General features: G+C 66.4%; 19 protein-coding genes, 1 pseudogene and 2 riboswitches. Of the genes and pseudogenes, 12 read left to right on the top strand and 8 right to left on the bottom strand.

The window, feature by feature from the left end; all coding sequences use genetic code 11:
• Positions 1-96: 96 nt before the first annotated feature.
• Genes ACQ4OD_RS04835 through ACQ4OD_RS04805 form a run of 7 tightly spaced genes read left to right on the top strand, consistent with a single transcriptional unit; the run spans position 97 to position 6,385 of the window.
• Positions 97-774, top strand: coding sequence for a thermostable hemolysin (locus tag ACQ4OD_RS04835; protein ID WP_110702203.1), 678 nt, complete (start codon positions 97-99; stop codon positions 772-774).
• Entirely contained in the window at positions 764-2,230 is a 1,467-nt protein-coding gene (locus ACQ4OD_RS04830; protein ID WP_430943955.1) for an AMP-binding protein, read from the top strand. Before ACQ4OD_RS04835 ends, ACQ4OD_RS04830 begins: the two co-directional genes overlap by 11 nt.
• Before the next feature lie 8 nt (positions 2,231-2,238).
• Complete coding sequence (locus ACQ4OD_RS04825) at positions 2,239-2,919, top strand: TenA family transcriptional regulator (protein ID WP_139670518.1); 681 nt, start codon at positions 2,239-2,241, stop codon at positions 2,917-2,919.
• Entirely contained in the window at positions 2,906-3,712 is an 807-nt protein-coding gene (locus ACQ4OD_RS04820) for an SDR family oxidoreductase (RefSeq protein WP_110702196.1), read from the top strand. Before ACQ4OD_RS04825 ends, ACQ4OD_RS04820 begins: the two co-directional genes overlap by 14 nt.
• A complete protein-coding gene (locus ACQ4OD_RS04815; RefSeq protein ID WP_110702194.1) occupies positions 3,709-4,350 on the top strand; it encodes a tetratricopeptide repeat protein in 642 nt (213 codons plus the stop codon). The genes ACQ4OD_RS04820 and ACQ4OD_RS04815 overlap by 4 nt, the downstream gene beginning before the upstream one ends.
• A gap of 2 nt (positions 4,351-4,352) precedes the next feature.
• Complete coding sequence (locus tag ACQ4OD_RS04810) at positions 4,353-5,015, top strand: response regulator (RefSeq protein WP_110702192.1); 663 nt, start codon at positions 4,353-4,355, stop codon at positions 5,013-5,015.
• Positions 5,012-6,385, top strand: coding sequence for a sensor histidine kinase (locus ACQ4OD_RS04805; protein WP_139670522.1), 1,374 nt, complete (start codon positions 5,012-5,014; stop codon positions 6,383-6,385). Before ACQ4OD_RS04810 ends, ACQ4OD_RS04805 begins: the two co-directional genes overlap by 4 nt.
• Here the strand turns inward: ACQ4OD_RS04805 and ACQ4OD_RS04800 are convergent, their stop codons facing one another.
• Positions 6,386-6,772, bottom strand: coding sequence for a VOC family protein (locus ACQ4OD_RS04800; RefSeq protein WP_110702188.1), 387 nt, complete (start codon positions 6,770-6,772; stop codon positions 6,386-6,388).
• Between the two features lie 292 nt (positions 6,773-7,064).
• Here ACQ4OD_RS04800 and ACQ4OD_RS04795 point away from each other — a divergent pair.
• Positions 7,065-7,847 (top strand): annotated as a pseudogene (locus tag ACQ4OD_RS04795) (PAS domain-containing protein); the annotation flags it as partial.
• A gap of 42 nt (positions 7,848-7,889) precedes the next feature.
• Positions 7,890-8,384, top strand: coding sequence for a methyl-accepting chemotaxis protein (locus ACQ4OD_RS04790; protein ID WP_231867507.1), 495 nt, complete (start codon positions 7,890-7,892; stop codon positions 8,382-8,384).
• On the opposite strand, the gene ACQ4OD_RS04785 is transcribed toward ACQ4OD_RS04790, so the two are convergent.
• The 7 genes from ACQ4OD_RS04785 to ACQ4OD_RS04755 form a co-directional block, all read right to left on the bottom strand.
• Complete coding sequence (locus tag ACQ4OD_RS04785; protein ID WP_198754228.1) at positions 8,359-11,616, bottom strand: transporter substrate-binding domain-containing protein; 3,258 nt, start codon at positions 11,614-11,616, stop codon at positions 8,359-8,361. The two genes, ACQ4OD_RS04790 and ACQ4OD_RS04785, sit on opposite strands and share 26 nt — an antisense overlap.
• A gap of 3 nt (positions 11,617-11,619) precedes the next feature.
• On the bottom strand, positions 11,620-12,234 hold the full coding sequence (locus tag ACQ4OD_RS04780) for a response regulator transcription factor (protein ID WP_102682447.1): 615 nt from the start codon (positions 12,232-12,234) through the stop codon (positions 11,620-11,622).
• A gap of 186 nt (positions 12,235-12,420) precedes the next feature.
• Positions 12,421-12,663 (bottom strand): DUF1272 domain-containing protein, encoded by a 243-nt coding sequence (locus ACQ4OD_RS04775; protein WP_102682448.1) that lies wholly within the window; start codon positions 12,661-12,663, stop codon positions 12,421-12,423.
• Positions 12,664-12,727: 64 nt separating this feature from the next.
• The gene (gene cobM, locus ACQ4OD_RS04770) at positions 12,728-13,480 is read right to left on the bottom strand and encodes a precorrin-4 C(11)-methyltransferase (RefSeq protein ID WP_430943954.1); all 753 of its coding nucleotides are present in this window, start codon (positions 13,478-13,480) and stop codon (positions 12,728-12,730) included.
• 28 nt (positions 13,481-13,508) lie between these two features.
• On the bottom strand, positions 13,509-13,919 hold the full coding sequence (locus tag ACQ4OD_RS04765; protein WP_139670528.1) for a cobalamin biosynthesis protein: 411 nt from the start codon (positions 13,917-13,919) through the stop codon (positions 13,509-13,511).
• The gene (locus ACQ4OD_RS04760) at positions 13,919-14,608 is read right to left on the bottom strand and encodes a CbtA family protein (protein ID WP_430943953.1); all 690 of its coding nucleotides are present in this window, start codon (positions 14,606-14,608) and stop codon (positions 13,919-13,921) included. Before ACQ4OD_RS04760 ends, ACQ4OD_RS04765 begins: the two co-directional genes overlap by 1 nt.
• A gap of 10 nt (positions 14,609-14,618) precedes the next feature.
• Complete coding sequence (locus tag ACQ4OD_RS04755) at positions 14,619-14,804, bottom strand: CbtB domain-containing protein (RefSeq protein ID WP_046855330.1); 186 nt, start codon at positions 14,802-14,804, stop codon at positions 14,619-14,621.
• Positions 14,805-14,904: 100 nt separating this feature from the next.
• Positions 14,905-15,127: riboswitch (cobalamin riboswitch) on the bottom strand.
• A gap of 61 nt (positions 15,128-15,188) precedes the next feature.
• Positions 15,189-15,387: riboswitch (cobalamin riboswitch) on the top strand.
• Between the two features lie 101 nt (positions 15,388-15,488).
• Between ACQ4OD_RS04755 and cobW the strand changes: the two genes are divergently transcribed.
• Genes cobW through ACQ4OD_RS04740 form a run of 3 tightly spaced genes read left to right on the top strand, consistent with a single transcriptional unit; the run spans position 15,489 to position 21,322 of the window.
• Positions 15,489-16,556, top strand: a complete 1,068-nt coding sequence (cobW, locus tag ACQ4OD_RS04750; RefSeq protein WP_046855331.1) for a cobalamin biosynthesis protein CobW — start codon at positions 15,489-15,491, stop codon at positions 16,554-16,556.
• Between the two features lie 3 nt (positions 16,557-16,559).
• Entirely contained in the window at positions 16,560-20,321 is a 3,762-nt protein-coding gene (cobN, locus tag ACQ4OD_RS04745) for a cobaltochelatase subunit CobN (RefSeq protein ID WP_430943952.1), read from the top strand.
• 2 nt (positions 20,322-20,323) lie between these two features.
• Positions 20,324-21,322, top strand: a complete 999-nt coding sequence (locus ACQ4OD_RS04740; RefSeq protein WP_430943951.1) for an ATP-binding protein — start codon at positions 20,324-20,326, stop codon at positions 21,320-21,322.
• The last annotated feature ends 22 nt before the right edge of the window (positions 21,323-21,344 follow it).

The following is a 21,344-nucleotide window of genomic DNA, read 5'->3' as shown; positions in this document are numbered from 1 at the left end:
CCAGCGAGGGGCGCCATCACTCGCGATAGCGACACTTCAGACTGGCTTCAGATTCGCCCTCGATACTGCCTCCACTGAAATGAGCGGGGGCCCGTCATGACCGAGCTGAATTGGAACACCCTGTTTCCCGTGGCCATTGGCTGCCATGCGCAACACCAGGCCCGACTTCTGCTGCATGGGCCAGGTACGCCAGGTCGACTCGAACTGGAGCGGTTCATTCACGCGCGCTTCGCCTGTGTGCATCACGCTGACGTGCATCATTACCTGCCCGAACTGCTGGGGCTGCATGATCGCCATGACCGGCTGATCGCCGCCGCCGGCTTACGCCTGGCCGGCAGTGCGCCGTTGTTCCTGGAGCGCTACCTCGATGTGCCGCTGGAAAGCGCCGTGGCGAACGTGGCGGCGGGGCCGGTCACCCGAGAGCAGCTGGTGGAAGTGGGCAACCTGGCGGCGCTCAGTGCCGGCAGCGCGCGGATCATGATCGTCGCGGTGACCTGGCTGCTGGCGGCACGCGGCCTGCAGTGGGTGGCATTCACTGGCGCGGCGACCTTGCTCAACAGTTTTCGCCGACTGGGGCTGGAGCCCACGGTCGTGGCGCAGGCGGCTGCCCACCGTCTGGGCGAGGAGTCCGGCAGTTGGGGCAGTTACTACGCACAGCAACCCCAGGTATTCGTCGGCAATATCGGGCTAGGCCACGCGGCACTGGCCCGTGCGGGCGTGTTCGAACGGCTGGGCCTGCCGGTGGCGAAGCAGGAGAGCGGTCATGCCGCATGACATCGAGGCGTTCTTCGAAACGCTGCAGGTCCATGCCCGCCACCGTGGCGAGCAACCGGCGCTGCTGGGCAGTGATGAACGTTTCAGCTATGCGCAGTTGCTGGGTGAGGTTCGCCAGCGGGTGCACTGGCTGCGCGAACAACCTGCCGGCACCTTCGCCCTGGCAGTGGATAACGGCCCGCAAGCCCTGCTGTGGGACCTTGCCGCGTTACTGGGCGAGCGCCCGATCCTGCTGCTGCCGGGCTTTTTCAGCGCGGCCCAGCGGCGCCACTGCCTGACGCAGGGTGGCGTGTCACTGGTGCTGGCCGACAGCGCGCTGGCCGATGAGCTGCAAGCCTGTGGTTTCACTCGCGGCACGCGGTTCTGGCACCGTGACCCGCTTGCGTCACCGCGACTGCCGCACGGCACCGCCAAGATCACCTACACCTCCGGTAGTACCGGTGCGCCCAAGGGCGTTTGCCTGGCAGCCGCGTCGATGCTGCAGGTCGCCCGCGAGCTGGAAACGGCCAGCCGTGAGGCGGCGCCGGGCAAGTACCTGGCCGTGCTGCCGCTGGCGGTGTTGCTGGAAAACCTGGGGGTGTACGCGGCGCTTCTGGCCGGCGCCGTGGTCATGCTCTATCCGCAGGCGCAACTGGGCATCCGCGGCGCCAGCCAGGTGGACTTCGCGCGTCTGCTCGGGGCGATCGCCCTGAGCGGCGCAGAGAGCCTGATCCTGGTCCCGCAGCTTTTGCTGGGGCTGGTCACGGCCATCGAGCGCGGGGTCATGCGTGTCGGTCCGTTGCGTTTTGTCGCCGTGGGCGGTGCCCGGGTGGCCGCCAGCCTGCTGGCGCGTGCTGCTGCGGTGGGCCTGCCGGTGTACGAAGGCTACGGCTTGTCCGAGTGCGCATCGGTAGTGTGCCTGAACCGCCCCGGGGCGCTGCGCCCGGGCAGTGCCGGCCGGCCGTTGCCCCATGTGCAGGTGCGCATTGCCGAGGACGGCGAGGTGCTGGTGGCCGGCTCGACCTTGCTCGGTTACCTCGGCGAGCCTGTGTTCGACGGCCAGTGGTGGCCGACCGGCGACCTCGGCCAGCTTGATCGCGACGGCTACCTGCACCTGGCCGGGCGCAAGAAGCACCAGTTCATCACCAGCTTCGGGCGTAACGTCAACCCTGAATGGGTCGAGGCCGAGCTGACCCAGGGAGGGGTCATCGCCCAGGCCTTCGTGCACGGCGAGGGCCTGCCGGGCAACCTGGCGTTGCTCTGGCCGCTGGACTCGCAGGCCAGCGACGAACAGATCGAGCGGGCGGTTCGCCAGTGCAACGATGGCCTGCCGGACTATGCCCGGGTACATGCCTGGCGACGCTTGTCTGAGCCGTTGAATGCCGAGGCGGGGACCCTCACACCCAATGGCCGCCCACGCCGCGAGGCGATCCTGCTGCATTACCAGTCCCTGTTGTCCGTTCTTCAACAAGCATGAGGTTCGCCATGTCCTTTTTCGAAAACCTGCAAGCACAGACCGCCCGCGAGCGCGAAGCGCTGTTCGGTGTCCCGGTGATCCGCGATGCCCTGGGTGGGGTGGTGAGCGTGGAGGGTTATGTGGCCTTCCTGGCCCAGGCCTACCACCATGTGCGCCATACCGTTCCGTTGATGATGGCCTGTGGCGCCCGTCTGCCGTCGCGTCTGGAGTGGCTGCGTGGCGCCGTGTGTGAATACATTGACGAGGAATACGGTCACGAACGCTGGATCCTCAACGACATCGCCGCCTGTGGCGGTGACCCGGACAAGGTCCGCGACGGTCGTCCTGCGTTGTCGATCGAGCTGATGGTCGCCTTCCTCTACGACCTGATCGCCCGGGGCAACCCGGTGGGGCTGTTCGGCATGGTCAATGTGCTCGAGGGTACCAGTATCGCCCTGGCCACCCAGGCCGCCGGCAGGATACAGGGTAGCCTGGGGCTCCCGGACGAAGCGTTCAGCTACCTCAATTCCCATGGCGCTCTCGACCAGGACCATATGGTGACCTACCGCAGCCTGATGGATCGCCTGGACGACAGTGGCGATCAGCAGGCGGTGATCCATGCCGCCAAGGTGGTGTACCGCCTGTACAGTGAAATGTTCCAGCACCTGCCACGGGCAGGCCAGAGCGAGGTGCGGCATGCGCTTGCCTGATTGCGTGGTGGTGCTGACCGGGGCCAGTGGCGGGATCGGCCTGGAACTGGCCGAGCAGCTATGTGTCGCCGGCGCACGGGTGCTGGCCGTGAGCCGGCACTTGGGCCAGCTGGCGCAGTTGATGAACCGTTTTCCGCAACAATTGCGTTGGCAAGCGGCCGACCTGCGCTGTGCCCAGAGTCGCCAGGACGTGCTGGCAGCCGCGCGGTCCATGGGGGGCGTCAACGTGCTGATCAATGCCGCCGGGATCAATCGCTTCGCCTTGCTCGACCAGCTTGACGAGGCGGCGCTCGACGAGCTGCTGGATATCAACCTCAAGGCCGCGCTGCAACTGACCCGTGCCTGCCTGCCACTGCTACGCGATCAGCCTAGGGCTCTGGTGGTCAATGTTGGCTCCACCTATGGCTCGATCGGCTACCCCGGCTATGCCGCCTACTGCGCCAGCAAGTTCGCCCTGCGCGGCTTTTCCGAAGCGCTGCGCCGCGAACTGGCCGACACCCCGGTGAATGTGCTGTACGCCGCGCCACGGGCAACGCGCACGGCGATGAACAGCAATGCCGCCACGGCGCTCAACCAGGCGCTGAAGGTGGGCGTGGACCAGCCGCGGGATGTGGCCCGCGCGGTGCTCGACGCGGTCCAGGCCGAGCGCAGCGAGCTGTACCTGGGCTGGCCGGAAAAACTCTTCGTGCGCTTGAACGGCATGCTGCCCGGGCTGGTTGATCGTGCCCTGCGCAAGCAACTGCCGCTGATTCGCCGCTTTAGCGCCCATCCGGGCAAGGAGTCAGGCAAATGAAACGTCTGCTATTGGCCAGTGTGCTGGCCTTTTCGCCCTTTGTCTGGGCCCTCGACCAGGCCGGCAACCAACGCCTGAGCGAGGTGCAACAGCGCTGGGCGCAGATTCAGTACCAACTGCCCGAAGGGCAGCGCGCCAAAGCCTTCGAGGCGCTGGCCGTGGACGCGGCGGGGTTTGTCCGTCAGTACCCGGGCTCGGCGGAGCCGTTGATCTGGGAGGGTATCGTCAACAGCAGCTGGGCCGGTGCCACCGGCGGGCTCGGCGCGCTGGGCAAAGTCAAGGCCGCCCGTGCCAGCCTGGAGAAGGCGCTGGCGCTGGACCCCAAGGCCCTGCAAGGGTCGGCCTACACCAGCCTGGGGGCGTTGTACGACCGGGTACCGGGCTGGCCCCTGGGGTTCGGCGACCAGGACAAGGCCGAAGCGATGCTGCGCCAGGCCCTGGCGATCAACCCCGATGGTATCGACAGCAACTACTTCTGGGCCGACCACCTGTACCGGCAGAACCGTTATGGTGAAGCCCGCACTGCCCTGGACAAGGCCCTGCGCGCCGCGCCGCGGCCAGGCCGCGCGCTGGCAGACCAGGGCCGGCGCGGGGAAATCGATGCTTTACTCAAGGCCATCGAAGACAAACAGGACTGAGCATGCGCCTGCTACTGGTTGAGGATGACGCCGCGTTGGGCGAGGGGATCTGCGATGGCCTGCGCCTGGAGGGCTACACCCTGGACTGGCTGCAGGATGGCCAGAGTGCGTTGCACGCGCTGAGCGTCGAGACCTTCGACGTGCTGGTGCTGGACCTGGGGTTGCCGCGCCTGGATGGCCTGGCGCTGTTGCGGTGCCTGCGCGCCGCGGAAAACGCCATGCCGGTGCTGATCCTCACCGCGCGCGATGGGCTGGAGGATCGTATCGCCGGGCTCGATGCCGGTGCCGACGATTACCTGGTAAAACCCTTCGACCTCAACGAACTCAAGGCCCGCCTGCGCGCTCTGCTACGGCGCAGCGCAGGGCGCGCCCGGGTGCTGATCGAGCATGCCGGCGTGAGCCTCGATCCGGCGACCCAGCAGGTGCGCTACAACGGTCAGCCGGTAGTACTCACGCCCAAGGAGTACCTGTTGCTGCACGAGCTGCTTGCCCAGCCGGGCAAGGTCTTTACCCGCGAGCGCCTGACCCAGTTGCTCTACGGCTGGGACGAGGAGCCTGAGAGCAACACCCTTGAAGTCAACATCTACCAGTTGCGCAAGAAGCTGTTCAACGGCTTGATCCGCACGGTCCGCGGTATCGGCTACCTGGTGGAGGGGCGCGCATGAGTTCGTTGCGCCAGCGCACGCTGTGGCGGGTCATGCTGTTGCTGCTGCTCGGCAGCGGTCTGTTGGCGCTGTACAACTACCACGACAGCCGGCATGAAATCACCGAAGTATACGATGCCCATCTGGCGCAGAACGCTCGCCTGCTGCAGGGGGTGATGAGCCTGCCGGTGCAGGAACAGAACCGTCAGGCGCTGTACCAGGCATTCGACGAGGCGCTGAGCAAGGCGGGGCGGCACCGGGTCGGCCACCCTTACGAAAGCAAACTGGCCTTCCAGGTGTGGGACGACCGCGCTACCTTGCTGGTGCGTACCCCCAGCGCGCCCGCATTCGCGGTGCCACCGAGCACGCCGGGGTTTTCCGACATGCTGGTGCAGGGCCAGCGATGGCGTGGTTTTGTGCTGCCGGTGGCGGAGAAGCACTGGCTGATCTGGGTGGGGGAACGCAACGATGTGCGCTACGACCTGATTGACAGGATCGTGCGTCACACCTTGATGCCGTTTCTGCTCGGCAGCCTGGCATTGGCGCTGCTGGTCTGGGTGGCCATCGGCTGGGGGCTGCAGCCGTTGCAGAACATGGCCCAGGTGATCCGTGGCCGTCACGCCGAGTCCCTGGACCCCCTGCAGCTGGTGCCGTTGCCCAAAGAGCTCGAACCAATGCAGGCGGCGATCAATCGGCTGCTGGCGCAGATCGAGCAATTGCTGCGCCGAGAACACCGTTTCATTGCCGATGCCGCCCACGAGATGCGCACGCCGCTGGCGATCCTGCGCCTGCACGCGCAGAACGCCCAGGCCGCCACCGGCGAGGCGGAGCGCAACAAGGCCCTGGGTTATCTGATCGGCGGTGTCGACCGCCTGACCCGGGTGGTCAACCAGCTGCTGACCCTGGCTCGCCTGGAACCCCGCCTGGCGCAGCGCAACTGGACTGAAGTCGACCTCGCTGTGTTGGTCACCGAGACCCTGGCGGAGCTGACCCCGTGGATCCTCGAACGTGGTCAGGAACCCTCCCTGGAGATCGCCGAAGGGGTTGACTACCGGTTGTACAGCGATGCCGGCGCACTGGGCATTGCCCTGCAGAACCTGGTGACCAACGCGGTGGATCATTCGCCCTCTGGGGGGCGGGTGCGGGTGGGCCTGCGCCGCGAGCAACAGGCATTGGTGCTGGAAGTGCAGGACGAAGGCCCTGGTATCGAGCCGGCCGACCTGGAGCGGGTATTCGAGCGTTTCTACAGCAAGGACGCGCCCAATGGCGCCGGTCTGGGATTGTCGATCGTGAGCACCGTCATCAAGCGCCTGGACGGTAGCGTGCAATTGCACAATGCCTCGCCGCGGGGATTGTGCGCCACCCTGCGGTTGCCGGCGGCGCAGGCCTGATCAGTGACGTTGGGCGATCTGGATCAGGTTGCCGCAGGTGTCATCGAAGACCGCCACGGTGACCGGGCCCATGTCGGTGGGTGGCTGGGTGAATTGCACGTTCGCCTTGCACAGGCGCTCGTATTCGGCATGGATATCGCGCACCCCGAACGAGGTGGCAGGGATGCCGTCCTGCTTGAGCGCCGCCTTGTAGGCCTTCGCCGCAGGATGGGCATCGGGCTCGAGCAGCAACTCGACGCCATTGGGATCGTTGGGGGAGGTGAGGGTGAGCCAGCGGTACTTGCCCATGGGGATGTCGTGCCTGGGCTCGAAGCCCAGGACATGATGGTAAAAGGCATGGGCCTTGGCCTGGTCGTCGACGAGGATGCTGGTGACTACGATCTTCATCAGACTAGCTCCGTTGATTCCTCTCTCTAGCAAAGCACATCCCTGGCCATCTGTTGTTCAGGATGTATTCAAACAGTGCGTTTGAAGATGGGGCGGTGAAATCGAGAGTTCCTGTTCGTTCTAGACGCAGTGCAATTGTCATTGGGTGTTTGTATCGATGCATCTCCGCAAAACCGAATGACCAGCGGACAGACGGCGCAAATGCCTAATGCGAAAGTGATATCAGATCGCTTGCATGCCTTCAGCGCCGATCTATGCTCAGGACATTCCGTGAGCACAGGAGGCCCGGTCCATGTTCGAGTACCATCGCAAGTCCGACTTGATCGAGATTCAGCGCAGCCGGCAGGCCTTGGCGGGCATGGAGGCGAAGCTGGCAGCGATCAGCCGTTCCATGGCGATGATCGAGTTCGCGCCGGATGGCACGATCCTCGAGGCGAACGAGAACTTCTGCAAGACCATGGGCTACAGCGCCGACGAGATCCGCGGCAAGCACCATCGGCTGTTCTGCGACCCGGCCTACGCCAAGAGCGCCGAGTACCAGCAGCTCTGGCGCGAACTTGGCGAGGGCAAGGCCATCAGCGGTACGTTCGAGCGCCTGGACAAGGCGGGCCGCGAGGTGTGGCTGGAGGCCAGCTACATGCCGGTGATCGATGAACGCCAGCAGGTGACCAGCGTGATCAAGGTGGCCTCCGACATCACCCGCCACGTGATCGAGGAGCACGAGAGCGAAAGCCTGCTCAAGGCAATCGGCCGTTCCATGGCAGTGATCGAGTTCACCCCGGCCGGGCGCGTGATCAAGGCCAACCAGAATTTCCTCGATACCATGGGCTATCGCCTTGAGGAGGTGGTGGGGCGCCATCACGGGCTGTTCTGCCTGCCGCACGAGCGCGAGTCGGCCCAGTACCGCGACTTCTGGGCCTCGCTCAACCGTGGCGAGTACCACTCCCATCGCTTTGAACGGGTCAACAAGCAAGGCCAGACCGTGTACCTCGAGGCGTCCTACAACCCCATCTTCGACAACAAGGGCCGCCTGTACAAAGTGGTGAAGTTCGCCAGCGACATCACCCGCCAGGTCAGCACCCAGCAGACTGCCGCCGACGCTGCCCATGCCAGCTCGGTGCAGACCGACGCCTGCGCGCGCAAGGGGACACAGGTGGTGCAGCAGGCGGTCGAGGTGATCGAGCAGATCTCTTGCGAACTCAACGACGCCGCCCGCACCATCGACGCGGTGAGCAAACAGTCCGAGGTGATCGGGCAGATCGTCCTGACCATCCGCGGCATCGCCGACCAGACCAACCTGCTGGCGCTCAATGCCGCCATCGAGGCGGCCCGGGCCGGCGAGCATGGCCGTGGCTTCGCCGTGGTCGCCGATGAGGTGCGCAACCTGGCGGCGCGCACCAGCAAGGCGACCTTGGAAATCGTCGAAGTGGTGCGGCAGAACCATGACCTGTCGTTGACCGCCGTGGCCAGCATGCAGTCAAGTCTGACCCGTACTGGCCTGGGTGTGGAACTGGCCAATGAGGCCGGTACGGTGATCATGGAGATCCAGCAGGGTTCGCGGCACGTGGTGGACGCCATCAGCCAGATCAATTCGACCCTTCAATTGCACTGAGGCTCTGGCGCAGTTCGAGCTCCAGGGTGTGCAGGCTCGACCGTAACTGGGCGAGCCGTTGCTCAATCGGCTGCCCCAGGGCTATGGCCTGCTCCAGCGCTTCGCAATCCTGCCTCACGCCCCTGACCTTGAGCATCCGCGCACCGCCCTTGACTCGATGGACTACCGGGGCGAGGGCTTCGGCTGGCGGGTTGGCGCCCAGTGCATGCAATGCCTGGAGGTCTTCGGCACTGCTTTGTGCCAGTTGCTCCAGCAGGCGCTTGACCAGCCGATCGTCGTCCTGGGTGAGGTGACGCAGTTGCGTCAGGTCGAAGCCGCTGGCGCGGGGCGCCTCTGCGGCCCGCGGCAGGCAGGCCTTGAGTGCCTGCAGGCCGATCGGCTTGAACAGGCATTCATCCATGCCGTTGTCCAGGCAGCGCTGGCGTTCCTCGGCCTGGGCATTGGCCGTCACGCCGATGATTCGAACCGCGGGCAGGTTTTCTTCGCGCTCCCGTGCACGAATCTGGCGGGCCAACTCATGGCCGTCCATCACCGGCATGCTGCAGTCGGTGATGACCACATCGAAATGGTCGTCCAGCCAGAGCGACAGCGCGGCCATGCCCTGGTCGGCGAGGGTCACCTGGTGACCCAGCGAGCGCAGTTGCTTGTCGAGCAGCAACAGGTTGGCGGGGTAGTCATCCACAACCAGGACTTGCAGCGGGCCTGCACCGGCTTCGATCAAGGCCTTGCCGGCAGGCTCGGTGGCAGGAGGCTCGGCGCCTGGCAGGCGCAGATGCACTTCGACCTGGGTGCCCAGGCCCTCGATGCTGTTCAGGTGCAGCTCGCCCCCCATCAGCTCGCACAGCTCGCGGCTGATCACCAGGCCCAGGCCCGCCCCCTGGCGTGCCTGCCGGCCATCGACCTGGGAAAAACTGGTGAACAGACGTGCCTGATCGCTACTGCTGATCCCCACGCCGCTGTCCTTGATTTGCAGCCTGACCTCAAGCAGGCCGGCATCAATCGGGGCGACAGCCAGCGACACGTCGATCCGGCCCTGGTCAGTGAACTTGATCGCGTTGCTCAGCAGGTTTGACAGCACCTGCTTGAAACGCAGCGGATCGACCAGCAGCCAAGTGGGCGAGGTGGGCAGCAGCGCACCCAGCGCAAGCCCTTTGAGGCGTGCGTTGCCTTCGAAAACCCGCAGGGTCGCACTGATCAGCTCGACCAGATCGCAAGCTACCGGTTGCAGCGTCATGTGGCCGGACTCGATGCGAGAGATGTCGAGCACATCGCCAATCAGGTCGAGCAGGCCAATCGCCGAGCCGTGGGCCGCCTCCAGCGCCTGGCTGTCGCTATGGCCGTGCTGGCTGTCCTCCAGTGCCATCTCGAGCAGGCCGATGACTGCGTTCATCGGTGTGCGGATTTCGTGGCTCATGACTGCCAGGAAGGTGCTTTTCGCCCGGCTGGCCTGCTCGGCATCGTCCTTGGCCTGGCGCAACTGTTCGAGCAATCCGCGGCTGAGTGCCAGTTGTTCCTGCAGGGCGCGTTGGGCCTCGCTACGCTGGTGGATCAGCTTGCGCAGGTACGTGTTCCAGAACGCCACGCCGGCCAGCAGCAGGGCGGCCAGCACCAGTACTTGCAGCGCCAGGGTGCGGTAGTTGCGCCAGGGGCTGTCGCTGACTGCGGTGTTGGTTCGCCATCGATTGACCCGTTGCTCCAGCTCGTCGGGTGGAATGCTTAACAAGGCCTTGTCGAGGATTGCCTGCAATTGCGGCTGCGCGGGGCCTGCGGCGAAGGTCGCCAGGGCCGGCTCGTCACCGTGCAGGCCGGCAATGCGCAGGCGGTGCTTGAACACCTGGTTGATGAAATAGCTGGCATTGATGTGCGAGCCAAGGGCGACATCGGCATCGCCGTTGGCCACGGCCTCCATCAGCTGCAGGGGGTTCTCCACCTCGACGGTCCGCAGGTCGCCGTACTGCCGTTCGAGGCCTTCGCGCAAGGGCGATCCCCTCAGCAAGGCCACCCGTAGTCCTCGCAGCGGTTGCTGCGGATCGAGGGGCGCTGCATCCTGGCGGACCACCAGAACCCGCGGGCTGATCATGTAGGGGCGGGTGTAGCGCAGGCGTTGGGCGCGGTGCTCGCCGTAACCGATGGCGCCGATCATGTCCGCCTTGCCCTGGGCGACCTGCTCGATCATGTCCTCGAACGACTCCGACTCGACCACCTTGAAACGCAGGCCGGTGCTCAGGCCGATACGCTCCAGCAGGTTCAGAGCGATACCCCGTGGTTGCTGCTGGGCGTCGGTGAAGCTCAGGGGCGCCAGGGTGGTGTTGATCATCACCGTGATCTGCCGGTGTTGCGCGATCCAGTCGCGCTCTTCCTGGGTCAGGGCATCGAGGCGACGGTCAAGCAGCAGGCTGGTGCCGCCGCCAGCCCAGCGGCGCAGGATGTTCAGCCGTTCGCTGTCGGCGATGCGCCCCAGGGCCAGGTCGACCAGTTGCAGCAGGCGCTGGTTGTCCTGGGTCAGGGCAAAGGCGAAGCTGCTGGCCGGGGCCTTGACGAAATGATCGACCTTGACCGTTTCCTGGAAACCTTTGGCAATGGCATAGTCGGTACTGATGGCGTCACCCAGGTAGGCGTCGGCCTGACCCAGGGCCACGGCGGCGACCCCTGCGAGGGTCGAGCGATAGAGGTTCAGCTGGACGCCGGGATAGAGGCGTCGCACCGCCTGCATGGGCAGGTAATGATCCACCATGGCCAGGCGCAGGCCGGCCAGGTCGTCACCGTCGCGCAGGGGCTGGTCCTTGCGCGATACGATGACTGGCAGGTCATCGGCATAGGGCAGGCTGAGAGCCAGTTGTGCATCGTTGGCCTCGAAAGCGTTGGAACTGCCCAGCAGATCGATTTCGCCAGCGCGCAGCGCATCCAGGGCCTGCTCGCGGCTTGGATAGCGACGCACTTTGACCGGCACGCCCAAGTGCTCGCTGATCAGGCCGGCGTAGTCCGCGCTCAGGCCCTCGTAGTCGGACTGGCTGTTGTTGATGTCGAAGGGGGGATAGTCGGGGCGCGAGCTGCCCAGCACCAGGCCTCCGCGCTCAGCAAGCCACTGTCGGTCGGTTGCCGCCAGCGTCAAGGGAGGCGCCGCGCTCAGGGCGCGGGCCAGCAGATGGCGAGTTTCGCTGTGCGGCTCACCCTGTACGGGCAAAGACGTCAGCGTGGCCAGCAGCAGGCACAGCAGGGCGCCCTTGATCATGATTCAGGCCACGTTGTTGCGTTTGGCCAGGTCGACCATTTCCACCAGTGACTCGACCTTGAGCTTTTCCATGATCCGGCCGCGGTAGGTGCTGATGGTCTTGGCGCTGAGGTTCATCTGCTCGCCGATCAGTTTGTTGCTCTGGCCGGCGCTGAGCCGGCGCAGCACTTCCATTTCACGGTTGGAAAGCAGTGCCAGGCGCTCGGTCTCGCTTTCCAGGGTATTGCTGTTGACCGCCATCTGCGGAAAGGTCGAGTAACCCTTGACCAGGGCTTTGAGGGCGAAGACCAGGGCATCGAGGTCCTCGTCCTTGTTGACGAAGGCTGAGATGCCGGCGTCCATGCAGCGGCGCACGTAGAGGTCGGCGGGCTGGCCGGTCAGGGCCATGATCCGTGGGGGCGGGTCGATCAGCTTGAGGCGCTTGATCACTTCCATGCCGTCGAGGTCCGGCAGGCCGATGTCGAGGATAACCACATCGGCCCTGGTCTGCTCGGCCAGGCGGGCAGCCTCTTTGCCTTTGCCGGTTTCACCCACGACGGTAAAGCGTTCGCGTTCAAGCAGCATGCGTACGGCGAGTCGCACAATGTGGTGGTCATCGACCAACAGCACGGATGTCATTCAGGTCACTCCTGTCAAAGTGCAGCCCGCTTCCTGCGTTGCATTTCAGGCGCGGGCCGCGGACTTGCTGGGCAGCGCGCACCTTACGGACATTCAGGACCCTTGGTAATAGGCGAGTATAGGTGTGTTGAAAATCCCGCACCAAGCTGTAGAAAATTCCTACAAACAAGGTTTGGGTACAAGCGCTCAGCCGCAGGGGGCGTGCGGCTTGAGCACTCGCTGGGTGGAGGCGGGGTTGTTGCCCAGTACCTTGCCCACACGAGTGGGGCGCATCACCAGTTGGCCGCCGCAGTTCGGGCAGCGGTCATGGAAATGCCGCTCGTTACAGGCACGACAGAAGGTGCACTCGAACGAACAGATCAGCGCATCCGGACTTTCGGGAGGGAGGTCGGTGTCACAGCATTCGCAGTTGGGGCGCAGGTCGAGCATGGGCAGGGTTTCCATCCAGTTGGAAGGCCCAGTGTGCGCCGCCCACGCTCACTCGGCAATCGCTTCACGGGCCGGGGCGGTAGAGATGGGCGTGACCGGCGCGGTACAGGGCCGAGTCGGCGAACGGGGCATCGCCCAGGACATGACCGACGAGGATCAGCGCGGTACGCCGGAAGCCCTTGGCTGCCAGGCGCTCGACGATGTCCGCCAGGGTGCCCTTGACCCAATCCTGGTCTGGCCAGGTGGCACGATGGACCACGGCAATGGGGCAGTCGGCGCCATAGTGGGGCAGCAGTTGCTCGACGATACGCGGCAGGTGGCGTACACCCAGGTGGATGGCCAGGGTGCTGCCATGGCGGGCCAGATCGGCCAGCTGTTCACCGGCCGGCATCGGCGAGTTGTCGCCGTAGCGGGTGAGGATCACCGTCTGCGCCACGTCCGGCAGTGTCAGCTCGCAACCCAGCAGCGCGGCGCTGGCGGCAGTGGCGGTGACTCCGGGGATGATCTGGTAATCGATGCCCGACTCACGCAGGTGGCGGATCTGTTCGCCGATGGCGCCGTACAGGCTAGGGTCGCCGCTGTGCACGCGAGCCACGTCCTGGCCGTTGGCATGGGCCTGGCGCATGGCCTCGATGATCTGCTCCAGGTGCAGCTCGGCGCTGTTGATGATGGTGTGCGCCTGATGCCCCTCGAGCACTGCAGCTGGAACCAGCGAGCCTGCGTAGATGATTACCGGGCACTGACGGACAAGGCGCTGGCCCTTGACCGTGATCAGCTCGGGATCGCCGGGGCCGGCACCGATGAAATAGACCGTCATGGAGGTTCCTTGCAGGTAAAGAGGCGGATTATCCGCCGATGGCCAGGGCCAGGGTAGCGCCGCCGAGCCCTTGCCTTGGCACATGCAGGCGCGGCGCAACGCCGGTGCGGCCGGCCAGGGCCAGGGCTGCGCTTTCGGCGACGCCCCAGCAGCCAGTCTGGGCGTACACCGTTGTCGAGCGCTGACTGAGCAGCGCTTCGAAGGTCGACAAGTGGCTGCTGTCGAAGCAGATGAACGGCAGCCCGAGCCGCTCGGCCAGTGCCAGCAGGCCGGGCTCGCGCGCCTTGGGTTCGATGCTGGCGATTGCCTTCAGCGCCGACAGGGGCAGGGCGTGGTTGGTCAGGGTCTGGCGCAGCAGCACCGCGAGCGTTTCGACCGGACAGCCACGGCGGCAACCAAAGCCGGCATACAACGCCGGCTGGGGAACAAGGTCGCGCATCAGTGCTGGCTGGAGCGGCGGAACAACCAGGCGCTGAGCAGGCCCAGAGCCAACCAGAACGCGGCGTTGGTCAGCCACGAAGCGATCTTGAACTGGGTCTCCAGCGCCTCGGGGGCCAGGCTTTCATGAACCGCTGGCTGTGGCGCGCCGATCAGGTGCGGGATCACCAGCAGGGCGACGGCGAGCACCTTGAACAGCCAGTGCTGGGCGAACACCAGCAACGCCAGGCCGGCGGCGGTGGCGGCGGCGGTGCCGATCCACCAGGTCTGGCGCTGGCCGAGGTCGGCGGCCGCTGTTCCTGGCAGTTCCGGTGGCAGGCCCAGGGTCGGCGCCAGGCAGAACACGGCGAAGCCCGCCAGGCCCCACAGTGCGCCGGTGGCCACGCGGCCCGGGGCGCGCAGGCTGTACAGCGCGGCGAGGATCAGGGCGAAGCCGACGGCGACCACGAGGTTGCCGCCCGTGGTGGACAGGATACGTTGCCAGCCATCTTCGGGTGCCCAGGCCTCGGCGCTGTGCTCATGGGGCGCGGCGGCCTCGCCATGTTCATGATGTTCGGCGGCGGGGGTGGCGGTTTCATAGGTCTCCGCCTGGAGAATCAGCGGGGCGACCCAGAAGCTTTGCAGGAGGGTCAGCAGCAGGGCGGCGAGCAGGCCGCTGAAACCCGCGGTACGGGCGATGCGCGTGATCATGCGGGTGTACTCAGTGGCAAGGGAAGGCGGCGCTGTGGCGGGTGTCGTGGGCGGCGTTGTGCACCGCCTCGATGTGCGAGAAACCGGCGAAGTACACCAGGCACAGGCCCAGGAGGCTGGCGCCGACCGCGACGATCAGGCGCTGGCTGAGACTGACGGGGGTGGCGATACTGGGTTTGGCGTGGGTGATGGGCATGACGCGTTCCTCTGCTGCTTTTGTTGTGGCAACGGGCAGGCGCGACGCCCCCGGGCACGGCTGGCCCAGGTGATACGACAGCGCCCGCCCACCGCGGGGTGTTCTGCAAGCATGTCAGGCCGGTCTCCGGGCTGGCGAGGTGGAGCGGGGCTCCATCGATCAAGCGCCACCTTCCCATGCCGCACGATGGGCACAGTGGTCTGGACGCTTCTCTCGCTTACCGTTGCGGGGGCAGCACCGGCCTTGTCGCCCTCTTCAAGGAGGCGCGACGCACCGGTTTCCCGTTTCACCCCCGTTGGGGGCACCTGAACGCAATGCGCTAGCAAATCACGGGGCCGGGCCTGCGTCAATCGCCGCGGCGGTTGACCGCCAGGCAGGCACTGCGTAGCCTTGCCGGTTCGAGGTTCCCGGGCGCTGGCCCGGGCTAAGACGGGAACGCGGTACAAGCCGCGGCTGCCCCCGCAACTGTAGGCACTGATGACGGATCGGCACAGCCACTGCGCACGCGCGGGAAGGCGCCATCCCACTGGCTTTGACGGCCGGCGGTGCAAGCCAGGAGACCTGCCTCGCAACGTTTTCGACTTTCAACCGGGCGGGGTGATCCGGTGGCGAACCCGCCAGGCCGACACGGGCCGTGGCTGTCGTCCTGCATGCCCGCGCCATTGCTGCCAAGGGCATCGCGACATGAAAACACTGGCCAAGCTTCCCGTCACCATCGTTACCGGCTTCCTCGGCTCGGGCAAGACCACCTTGCTGCGCCATATGCTCGACAACGCCCAGGGCCGCCGCATCGCGGTGATCGTCAACGAGTTCGGCGAGCTTGGCATCGATGGCGAGATCCTCAAGCAGTGCAGCATCGGCTGCTCCGAGGAAGAGGCCAACGGCCGCGTCTACGAGCTGGCCAATGGCTGCCTGTGCTGCACCGTGCAGGAGGAGTTCTTCCCGGTGATGCGCGAGCTGGTGGCGCGCCGCGGCGACCTCGACCATATCCTTATCGAAACCAGCGGCCTGGCCTTGCCCAAGCCGCTGGTACAGGCCTTCCAGTGGCCGGAAATCCGCAACGCCTGCACGGTCGACGCGGTGATCACCGTGGTCGACAGCCCGGCCGTGGCCGCCGGCACCTTTGCCGCCTACCCGGACCAGGTCGACGCCCAGCGCAAGCTCGACCCTAATCTCGACCATGAGTCGCCGCTGCACGAACTGTTCGCCGACCAACTGGCCAGCGCCGACCTGGTGGTACTGAACAAGGCCGACCTGATCGATGCCGAGGGCCTGGCCAAGGTCCGTGCCGAAGTGGCCGAGGAACTGCCGCCGGCGGTCAAGGTGATCGAGGCAAGCAGTGGTCGTCTGCCGCTGGAGGTGCTGCTGGGCGTGGGCGCCGAGTCCGAGGCGCATATCGACGGCCGCCGCACCCACCACGACAGCCATCACGACGGCGATGACCATGACGACCATGACCACGACGCCTTCGACTCGATCTCCATCGACCTGCCCGAGGCTGACGAAAGCCTGTTGCTCGATGCCTTGACGCAACTGGTCACCGAGTTCGGCATCCTGCGCGCCAAGGGTTTCGCCGCCATTCCCGGCAAGCCGATGCGCCTGCTGATCCAGGGCGTGGGCACCCGCTTCGACAAGCATTTCGACCGTGCATGGCGCAGCGAGGAGCCACGGATCACCCGCCTGGTGCTGATCGGCCAGGACCTGGACGCGACCCAACTGGAAGCGCGCCTGCGCCAGGCCCTGGGCGCCTGACCCATGCACCTGCTGCGGACCCAGCCCGGCGGCTTTGTGCCGGACGACAGCATCGCCGACCTCGGCCAGACCCCCGCCGAACTGGTGATCCTCTGCAGCGGTGATTCACACCTGGCGCTGCTTGCCGAAACCGCCGAGCAGTTGCCGGCGGATTTCCCCAGCGTGCGCCTGGCCAACCCGATGCAGGTGCAGAACCATGCCTCGGTCGACCTGTATGTCGACCAGGTGCTGCGCCATGCCAAGGTGATCCTGGTGTCGCTGCATGGCGGTGTCGGTTACTGGCGCTATGGTGTCGAACAACTGGTCGAGTTGGCGGCCCGTGGCGTACAGCTGATCCTGGTACCCGGCGACGACCGTCCCGACCCGGAGCTGACCGGACTGGGCACGGTGGGCGGTGAACAGGCCGAGCGCCTCTGGCATTTCCTGCGCCAGGGTGGCAAGGCCAATGCACTGAACCTGTTCAACTGCCTGGCCAGCCAGTGGCTGGGGCGCGCCTACCCCTGGGACGAGCCGCAGGCCTTGCCGCGCACGGTGGTCTATCACCCGGCCAAGGCCACCGCACGGCTCGAGGACTGGTACACCGAATGGCATCCGGAGTACCCGGTGGCACCGCTGCTGTTTTACCGCTCCCACCTGCAGGCAGCCAACACCGCGTTCATCGATGTGTTCTGCCAGCGCCTGCAGGCTTGCGGCTTGAATCCGTTACCGATCGCCGTGGCCAGCCTCAAGGAACGCGGCTGCCTGGACCAGGTCGAGGCCTGGCTCGACGAAGTGCAGGCCGAGGTGGTGGTCAACACCACCGGCTTTGCCCTGTCCAGCCCCGAACAGCCCAATCTGCGCCCATTGCGCCGCGATGTGCCGGTGTTGCAGGCGATTTGCGCCCAGGACAACCAGCCCGGCTGGGAGCAGAGCGAGCAGGGCCTCGGCGCCCGCGACCTGGCGATGCACATCGCCTTGCCCGAGCTGGATGGGCGCATCATCACCCGGCCGGTGAGCTTCAAGGACCTGGCTTGGCGCAGTGAGCGCAGCCAGTCCGACGTGGTCTGCTACCGCGCCCACCCCGAACGCATGGATTTCGTCGCCGAGCTGGCGCGACGCTGGGTGACACTGGCGCGCCTGGACAACCAGGAGAAGCGTGTGGCCCTGGTGCTGGCCAACTACCCGACCCGCGACGGGCGCATCGGCAATGGTGTCGGCCTCGACACCCCAGGCGCCGCGTTGAATATCCTCAAGGCCCTGCAGGCGCAGGGTTATCCGGTAGCCGGCCTGCCCGACAGCGGCACCGAGTTGATCCACCAGTTGCTCGGCGGTGTCACCAACGACCTCGATCACCTTGACCAGCGCCCCTGTGCCCAGAGCCTGGCCCTGGCCGACTACCACAGCGCCTTCGCCGCGTTGCCCGAGGCCAACCAGCGCGCCGTGCTGGAGCGCTGGGGGCCGCCCGAGCAGGACCCGATGTTCCGCAGCGGGCGCATGATGGTCGCTGGCCTGCGCTTCGGCCTGACCTTCGTCGGCATCCAGCCGGCGCGGGGCTACCAGGTGGACCACAGCGCCGTGTACCACGACCCGGACCTGGTGCCGCCGCACGGCTACCTGGCGTTTCACTTCTGGTTGCGCAACGGCTACGCCGCCGATGCGTTGATCCATGTCGGCAAGCACGGCAACCTGGAATGGCTGCCGGGCAAGGGCGTTGGGCTGTCCGCCGAATGCTGGCCGGACGCGTTGCTCGGGCCGCTGCCCAACATCTATCCATTTATCGTCAACGATCCGGGCGAGGGCGCCCAGGCCAAGCGCCGTACCCAGGCGGTAATCATCGACCACCTGATGCCGCCATTGACCCGCGCTGAGACCTACGGCCCGCTGCGCCACCTTGAGCAGCTGGCCGACGAGTACTACGAAGCGCAGCTGCTCGATCCACGTCGCGCCAATGAGTTGCAGCGCGACATCCTCGCACTGGTCAAGGCCAACCACATCGACCGTGAACTGCAGCTTGAAGGGCAGCTGGAGGATGCTGCGGTGTGGTTGCCGCGCCTGGATACCTACCTGTGCGACCTCAAGGAGTCGCAGATCCGCGATGGCCTGCATGTGTTCGGTCAGTCGCCCCAGGGGCGCCTGCGCAGCGACACGCTGCTGGCCCTGGTGCGGGTGGCACGGGGAGATGGCAAGGGCGGTAACGCCAGCCTGATTCGCGTGCTGGCCAAGGCCTTGGCGTTGGGCTTCGATCCGTTGGACTGCGACCTGGGACAGCCTTGGGATGGGCCGCGCCCGGGCCTGCTGCTGCAAGTCGACAGCAGCGCATGGCGTACCTGTGGTGATACCCGTGAGCGCCTGGAGTGGCTGGCGCTGACATTGATCGAGCAGGCATTGCAAGGGGCTGCGGCGTTGCCGGATGAAGACGGCTGGGCACCGGTACGCGAGGTGTTGCAGGCGCTGGTCGAACAGATCGCGCCGGACCTGGACGCCTGTGGCGCCGCCGAGATCGACGGCCTGCTGGCCGCGCTGGCCGGGCGTTTCGTCCCGGCCGGGCCCAGTGGCGCGCCCAGCCGTGGCCGCCTGGACGTGTTGCCCACCGGGCGCAACTTCTACACCGTCGATGTGCGAAACCTGCCGACCACCACGGCCTGGCGCCTGGGGTTCGCCTCGGCCAACCTGATCCTCGAGCGCCACCTGCAGGACCACGGCGACCACTTGCGTCAGCTGGGGCTGTCGGTGTGGGGCACGGCGACCATGCGCACCGGTGGCGACGACATCGCCCAGGCCCTGGCGCTGATGGGCGTGCGCCCGGTCTGGGCCACCGGCAGCCAGCGGGTCGACGACTTCGAGATCCTGCCATTGAGCCTGCTCGACCGGCCGCGGGTGGATGTGACGCTGCGAGTGTCGGGTTTCTTCCGCGACGCCTTCGGCAACCTGATCCGCCTGTTCGACGCCGCCGTGCAGGCGGTGGCCGCGCTGGACGAGCCGGACGACCTGAACCCCCTGGCCGCCCGGGTGCGCGCCGAGCGTGAAGCGTTGCTCGGCGCCGGCATGGCGCTGGAGCAGGCGGCGCGGCAGGCCGGCTGGCGGGTGTTCGGAGCCAAGCCGGGGGCATACGGAGCGGGCGTGCAGAACGCCATCGACGGGCGCCTGTGGCACAGCCGCGACGACCTGGCCGAGGTCTACCTCAACCATGGTGGCTACGCCTACGGCGCCAGTGACGAGGGCACGCCGGCCCGCGCCGCATTCGCCCAGCGCCTGGCGCAGGTACAGGCGGTGCTGCAGAACCAGGACAACCACGAGCATGACCTGCTCGACTCCAACGACTACTACCAGTTCCAGGGCGGCATGCTGGCGGCCGCCGAAACCCTGGCCGGCACCTCGCGGGCCAGTTACCACGGCGATCACAGCCAGGCCGACCGGCCGCGGGTGCGGACCCTGAAGGAAGAACTCAACCGAGTGATCCGTGCCCGCGCGCTCAATCCGAAATGGATCGACGGCGCCAAGCGTCATGGCTATAAAGGTGCATTCGAGCTGGCGGCGACGGTCGACAACCTGTTTGCCTTCGACGCCACCACCCACCTGATCGACGACCATCATTACCAGGGCCTGGCCGACGCCTATGTGCTCGACCCGGCCACCCGTGATTTCATGCGCGAGCACAACCCCGAAGCCCTGCGCGACCTTACCGAGCGCTTGCTGGAAGCCCAGCAGCGCGGGTTGTGGCAGGAGCCGGGCGACTATCGCGAGAGCCTCGAGCAGCAGTTGCTCGCCGGCGAGGAAGACAGCTGAACATGAGCGAACCCGTACAATTTCCCCTGGCCGCCGTGGTCGGCGCCGACGACCTCAAGCTGGCCCTGTGCCTGACCGCGATCGACCCGAAAATCGGTGGCGTACTGATCGAAGGCCCTCGGGGCATGGCCAAGAGCACCCTGGCACGGGGCCTGGCCGACCTGCTGGGCGGCGGGCCGTTCGTGACCCTGCCACTGGGGGCGACCGAAGAGCGTCTGGTCGGCACCCTCGACCTCGATGCCGCTTTGAGCCAGGGCCAGGCGCGGTTCTCGCCCGGTGTGCTGGCCCATGCCGACGGTGGCGTACTGTACGTCGATGAAGTGAATCTGCTACCCGATCCCTTGGTGGACCTGCTGCTGGATGTAGCTGCCAGCGGGACCAACCGCATCGAGCGCGATGGCATCTCCCATCGGCACGCCGCCCGGTTCGTGCTGATCGGTACCATGAACCCGGAGGAGGGCGAGCTGCGGCCGCAACTGCTCGACCGGTTTGGCCTGAACGTGGCCTTGGAGGGCCTGCCCGCGCCCGAAGCACGGCAGCAGATCATTCGCCGTCGGCTGGCCTTCGACAACGACCCACAGGCGTTCTGTGCCCAGTGGGCGCCCCAGCAGAGCGCGCTGCGCCAGCGTTGCCAGGCCGCGCGCGAGCAATTGGCATCGATCCCCTTGGACGACCAGGCCCTGGCCTGGATCACCGAGCGCTGCTTTGCCGCCGGGGTGGACGGCATGCGCGCCGACCTGGTCTGGCTGCGTGCGGCACGGGCCCACGCCGCCTGGCGTGGCAGTACGGTGATCGAGGAAGCGGATGTGGAGGCGGTGGCCGAGTTTGCCTTGCGCCATCGCCGTCGCGCCCACGCACCGCAAGCGCAGGCCGCCATGGCGAGCGAGCCACCTCGGCCGCCGCAAACGCAAGGCGGGCAGGGCGACTGGGGCGCGTTGCCGCCCCAGGCGGTGGCGACGGGCGTACGCCGCGAGGTACCGAACTGGGCAAAAAAGCCCTGAGCATCCGCTTGCGCCATGCCCA

It is taken from the genome of Pseudomonas sp. WC1 (assembly GCF_050586565.1).
Taxonomy (GTDB): Bacteria; Pseudomonadota; Gammaproteobacteria; order Pseudomonadales; family Pseudomonadaceae; genus Aquipseudomonas.
This window is presented reverse-complemented; position numbering and strand designations above follow the sequence as displayed.

Excerpts from the sequence above, each read along its gene's own strand:
- cobN (WP_430943952.1), top strand. The coding sequence starts at position 16,560 with ATGCACCTGCTGCGGACCCAGCCCGGCGGCTTTGTGCCGGACGACAGC.
- ACQ4OD_RS04810 (WP_110702192.1), top strand. The coding sequence starts at position 4,353 with ATGCGCCTGCTACTGGTTGAGGATGACGCCGCGTTGGGCGAGGGGATC.
- ACQ4OD_RS04830 (WP_430943955.1), top strand. The coding sequence starts at position 764 with ATGCCGCATGACATCGAGGCGTTCTTCGAAACGCTGCAGGTCCATGCC.
- cobW (WP_046855331.1), top strand. The coding sequence starts at position 15,489 with ATGAAAACACTGGCCAAGCTTCCCGTCACCATCGTTACCGGCTTCCTC.
- ACQ4OD_RS04775 (WP_102682448.1), bottom strand. The coding sequence starts at position 12,663 with ATGCTCGACCTGCGCCCCAACTGCGAATGCTGTGACACCGACCTCCCT.
- ACQ4OD_RS04835 (WP_110702203.1), top strand. The coding sequence starts at position 97 with ATGACCGAGCTGAATTGGAACACCCTGTTTCCCGTGGCCATTGGCTGC.
- ACQ4OD_RS04815 (WP_110702194.1), top strand. The coding sequence starts at position 3,709 with ATGAAACGTCTGCTATTGGCCAGTGTGCTGGCCTTTTCGCCCTTTGTC.
- ACQ4OD_RS04800 (WP_110702188.1), bottom strand. The coding sequence starts at position 6,772 with ATGAAGATCGTAGTCACCAGCATCCTCGTCGACGACCAGGCCAAGGCC.
- ACQ4OD_RS04740 (WP_430943951.1), top strand. The coding sequence starts at position 20,324 with ATGAGCGAACCCGTACAATTTCCCCTGGCCGCCGTGGTCGGCGCCGAC.
- ACQ4OD_RS04785 (WP_198754228.1), bottom strand. The coding sequence starts at position 11,616 with ATGATCAAGGGCGCCCTGCTGTGCCTGCTGCTGGCCACGCTGACGTCT.
- ACQ4OD_RS04825 (WP_139670518.1), top strand. The coding sequence starts at position 2,239 with ATGTCCTTTTTCGAAAACCTGCAAGCACAGACCGCCCGCGAGCGCGAA.
- ACQ4OD_RS04765 (WP_139670528.1), bottom strand. The coding sequence starts at position 13,919 with ATGCGCGACCTTGTTCCCCAGCCGGCGTTGTATGCCGGCTTTGGTTGC.
- ACQ4OD_RS04760 (WP_430943953.1), bottom strand. The coding sequence starts at position 14,608 with ATGATCACGCGCATCGCCCGTACCGCGGGTTTCAGCGGCCTGCTCGCC.
- ACQ4OD_RS04820 (WP_110702196.1), top strand. The coding sequence starts at position 2,906 with ATGCGCTTGCCTGATTGCGTGGTGGTGCTGACCGGGGCCAGTGGCGGG.
- ACQ4OD_RS04780 (WP_102682447.1), bottom strand. The coding sequence starts at position 12,234 with ATGACATCCGTGCTGTTGGTCGATGACCACCACATTGTGCGACTCGCC.
- ACQ4OD_RS04805 (WP_139670522.1), top strand. The coding sequence starts at position 5,012 with ATGAGTTCGTTGCGCCAGCGCACGCTGTGGCGGGTCATGCTGTTGCTG.
- ACQ4OD_RS04755 (WP_046855330.1), bottom strand. The coding sequence starts at position 14,804 with ATGCCCATCACCCACGCCAAACCCAGTATCGCCACCCCCGTCAGTCTC.
- cobM (WP_430943954.1), bottom strand. The coding sequence starts at position 13,480 with ATGACGGTCTATTTCATCGGTGCCGGCCCCGGCGATCCCGAGCTGATC.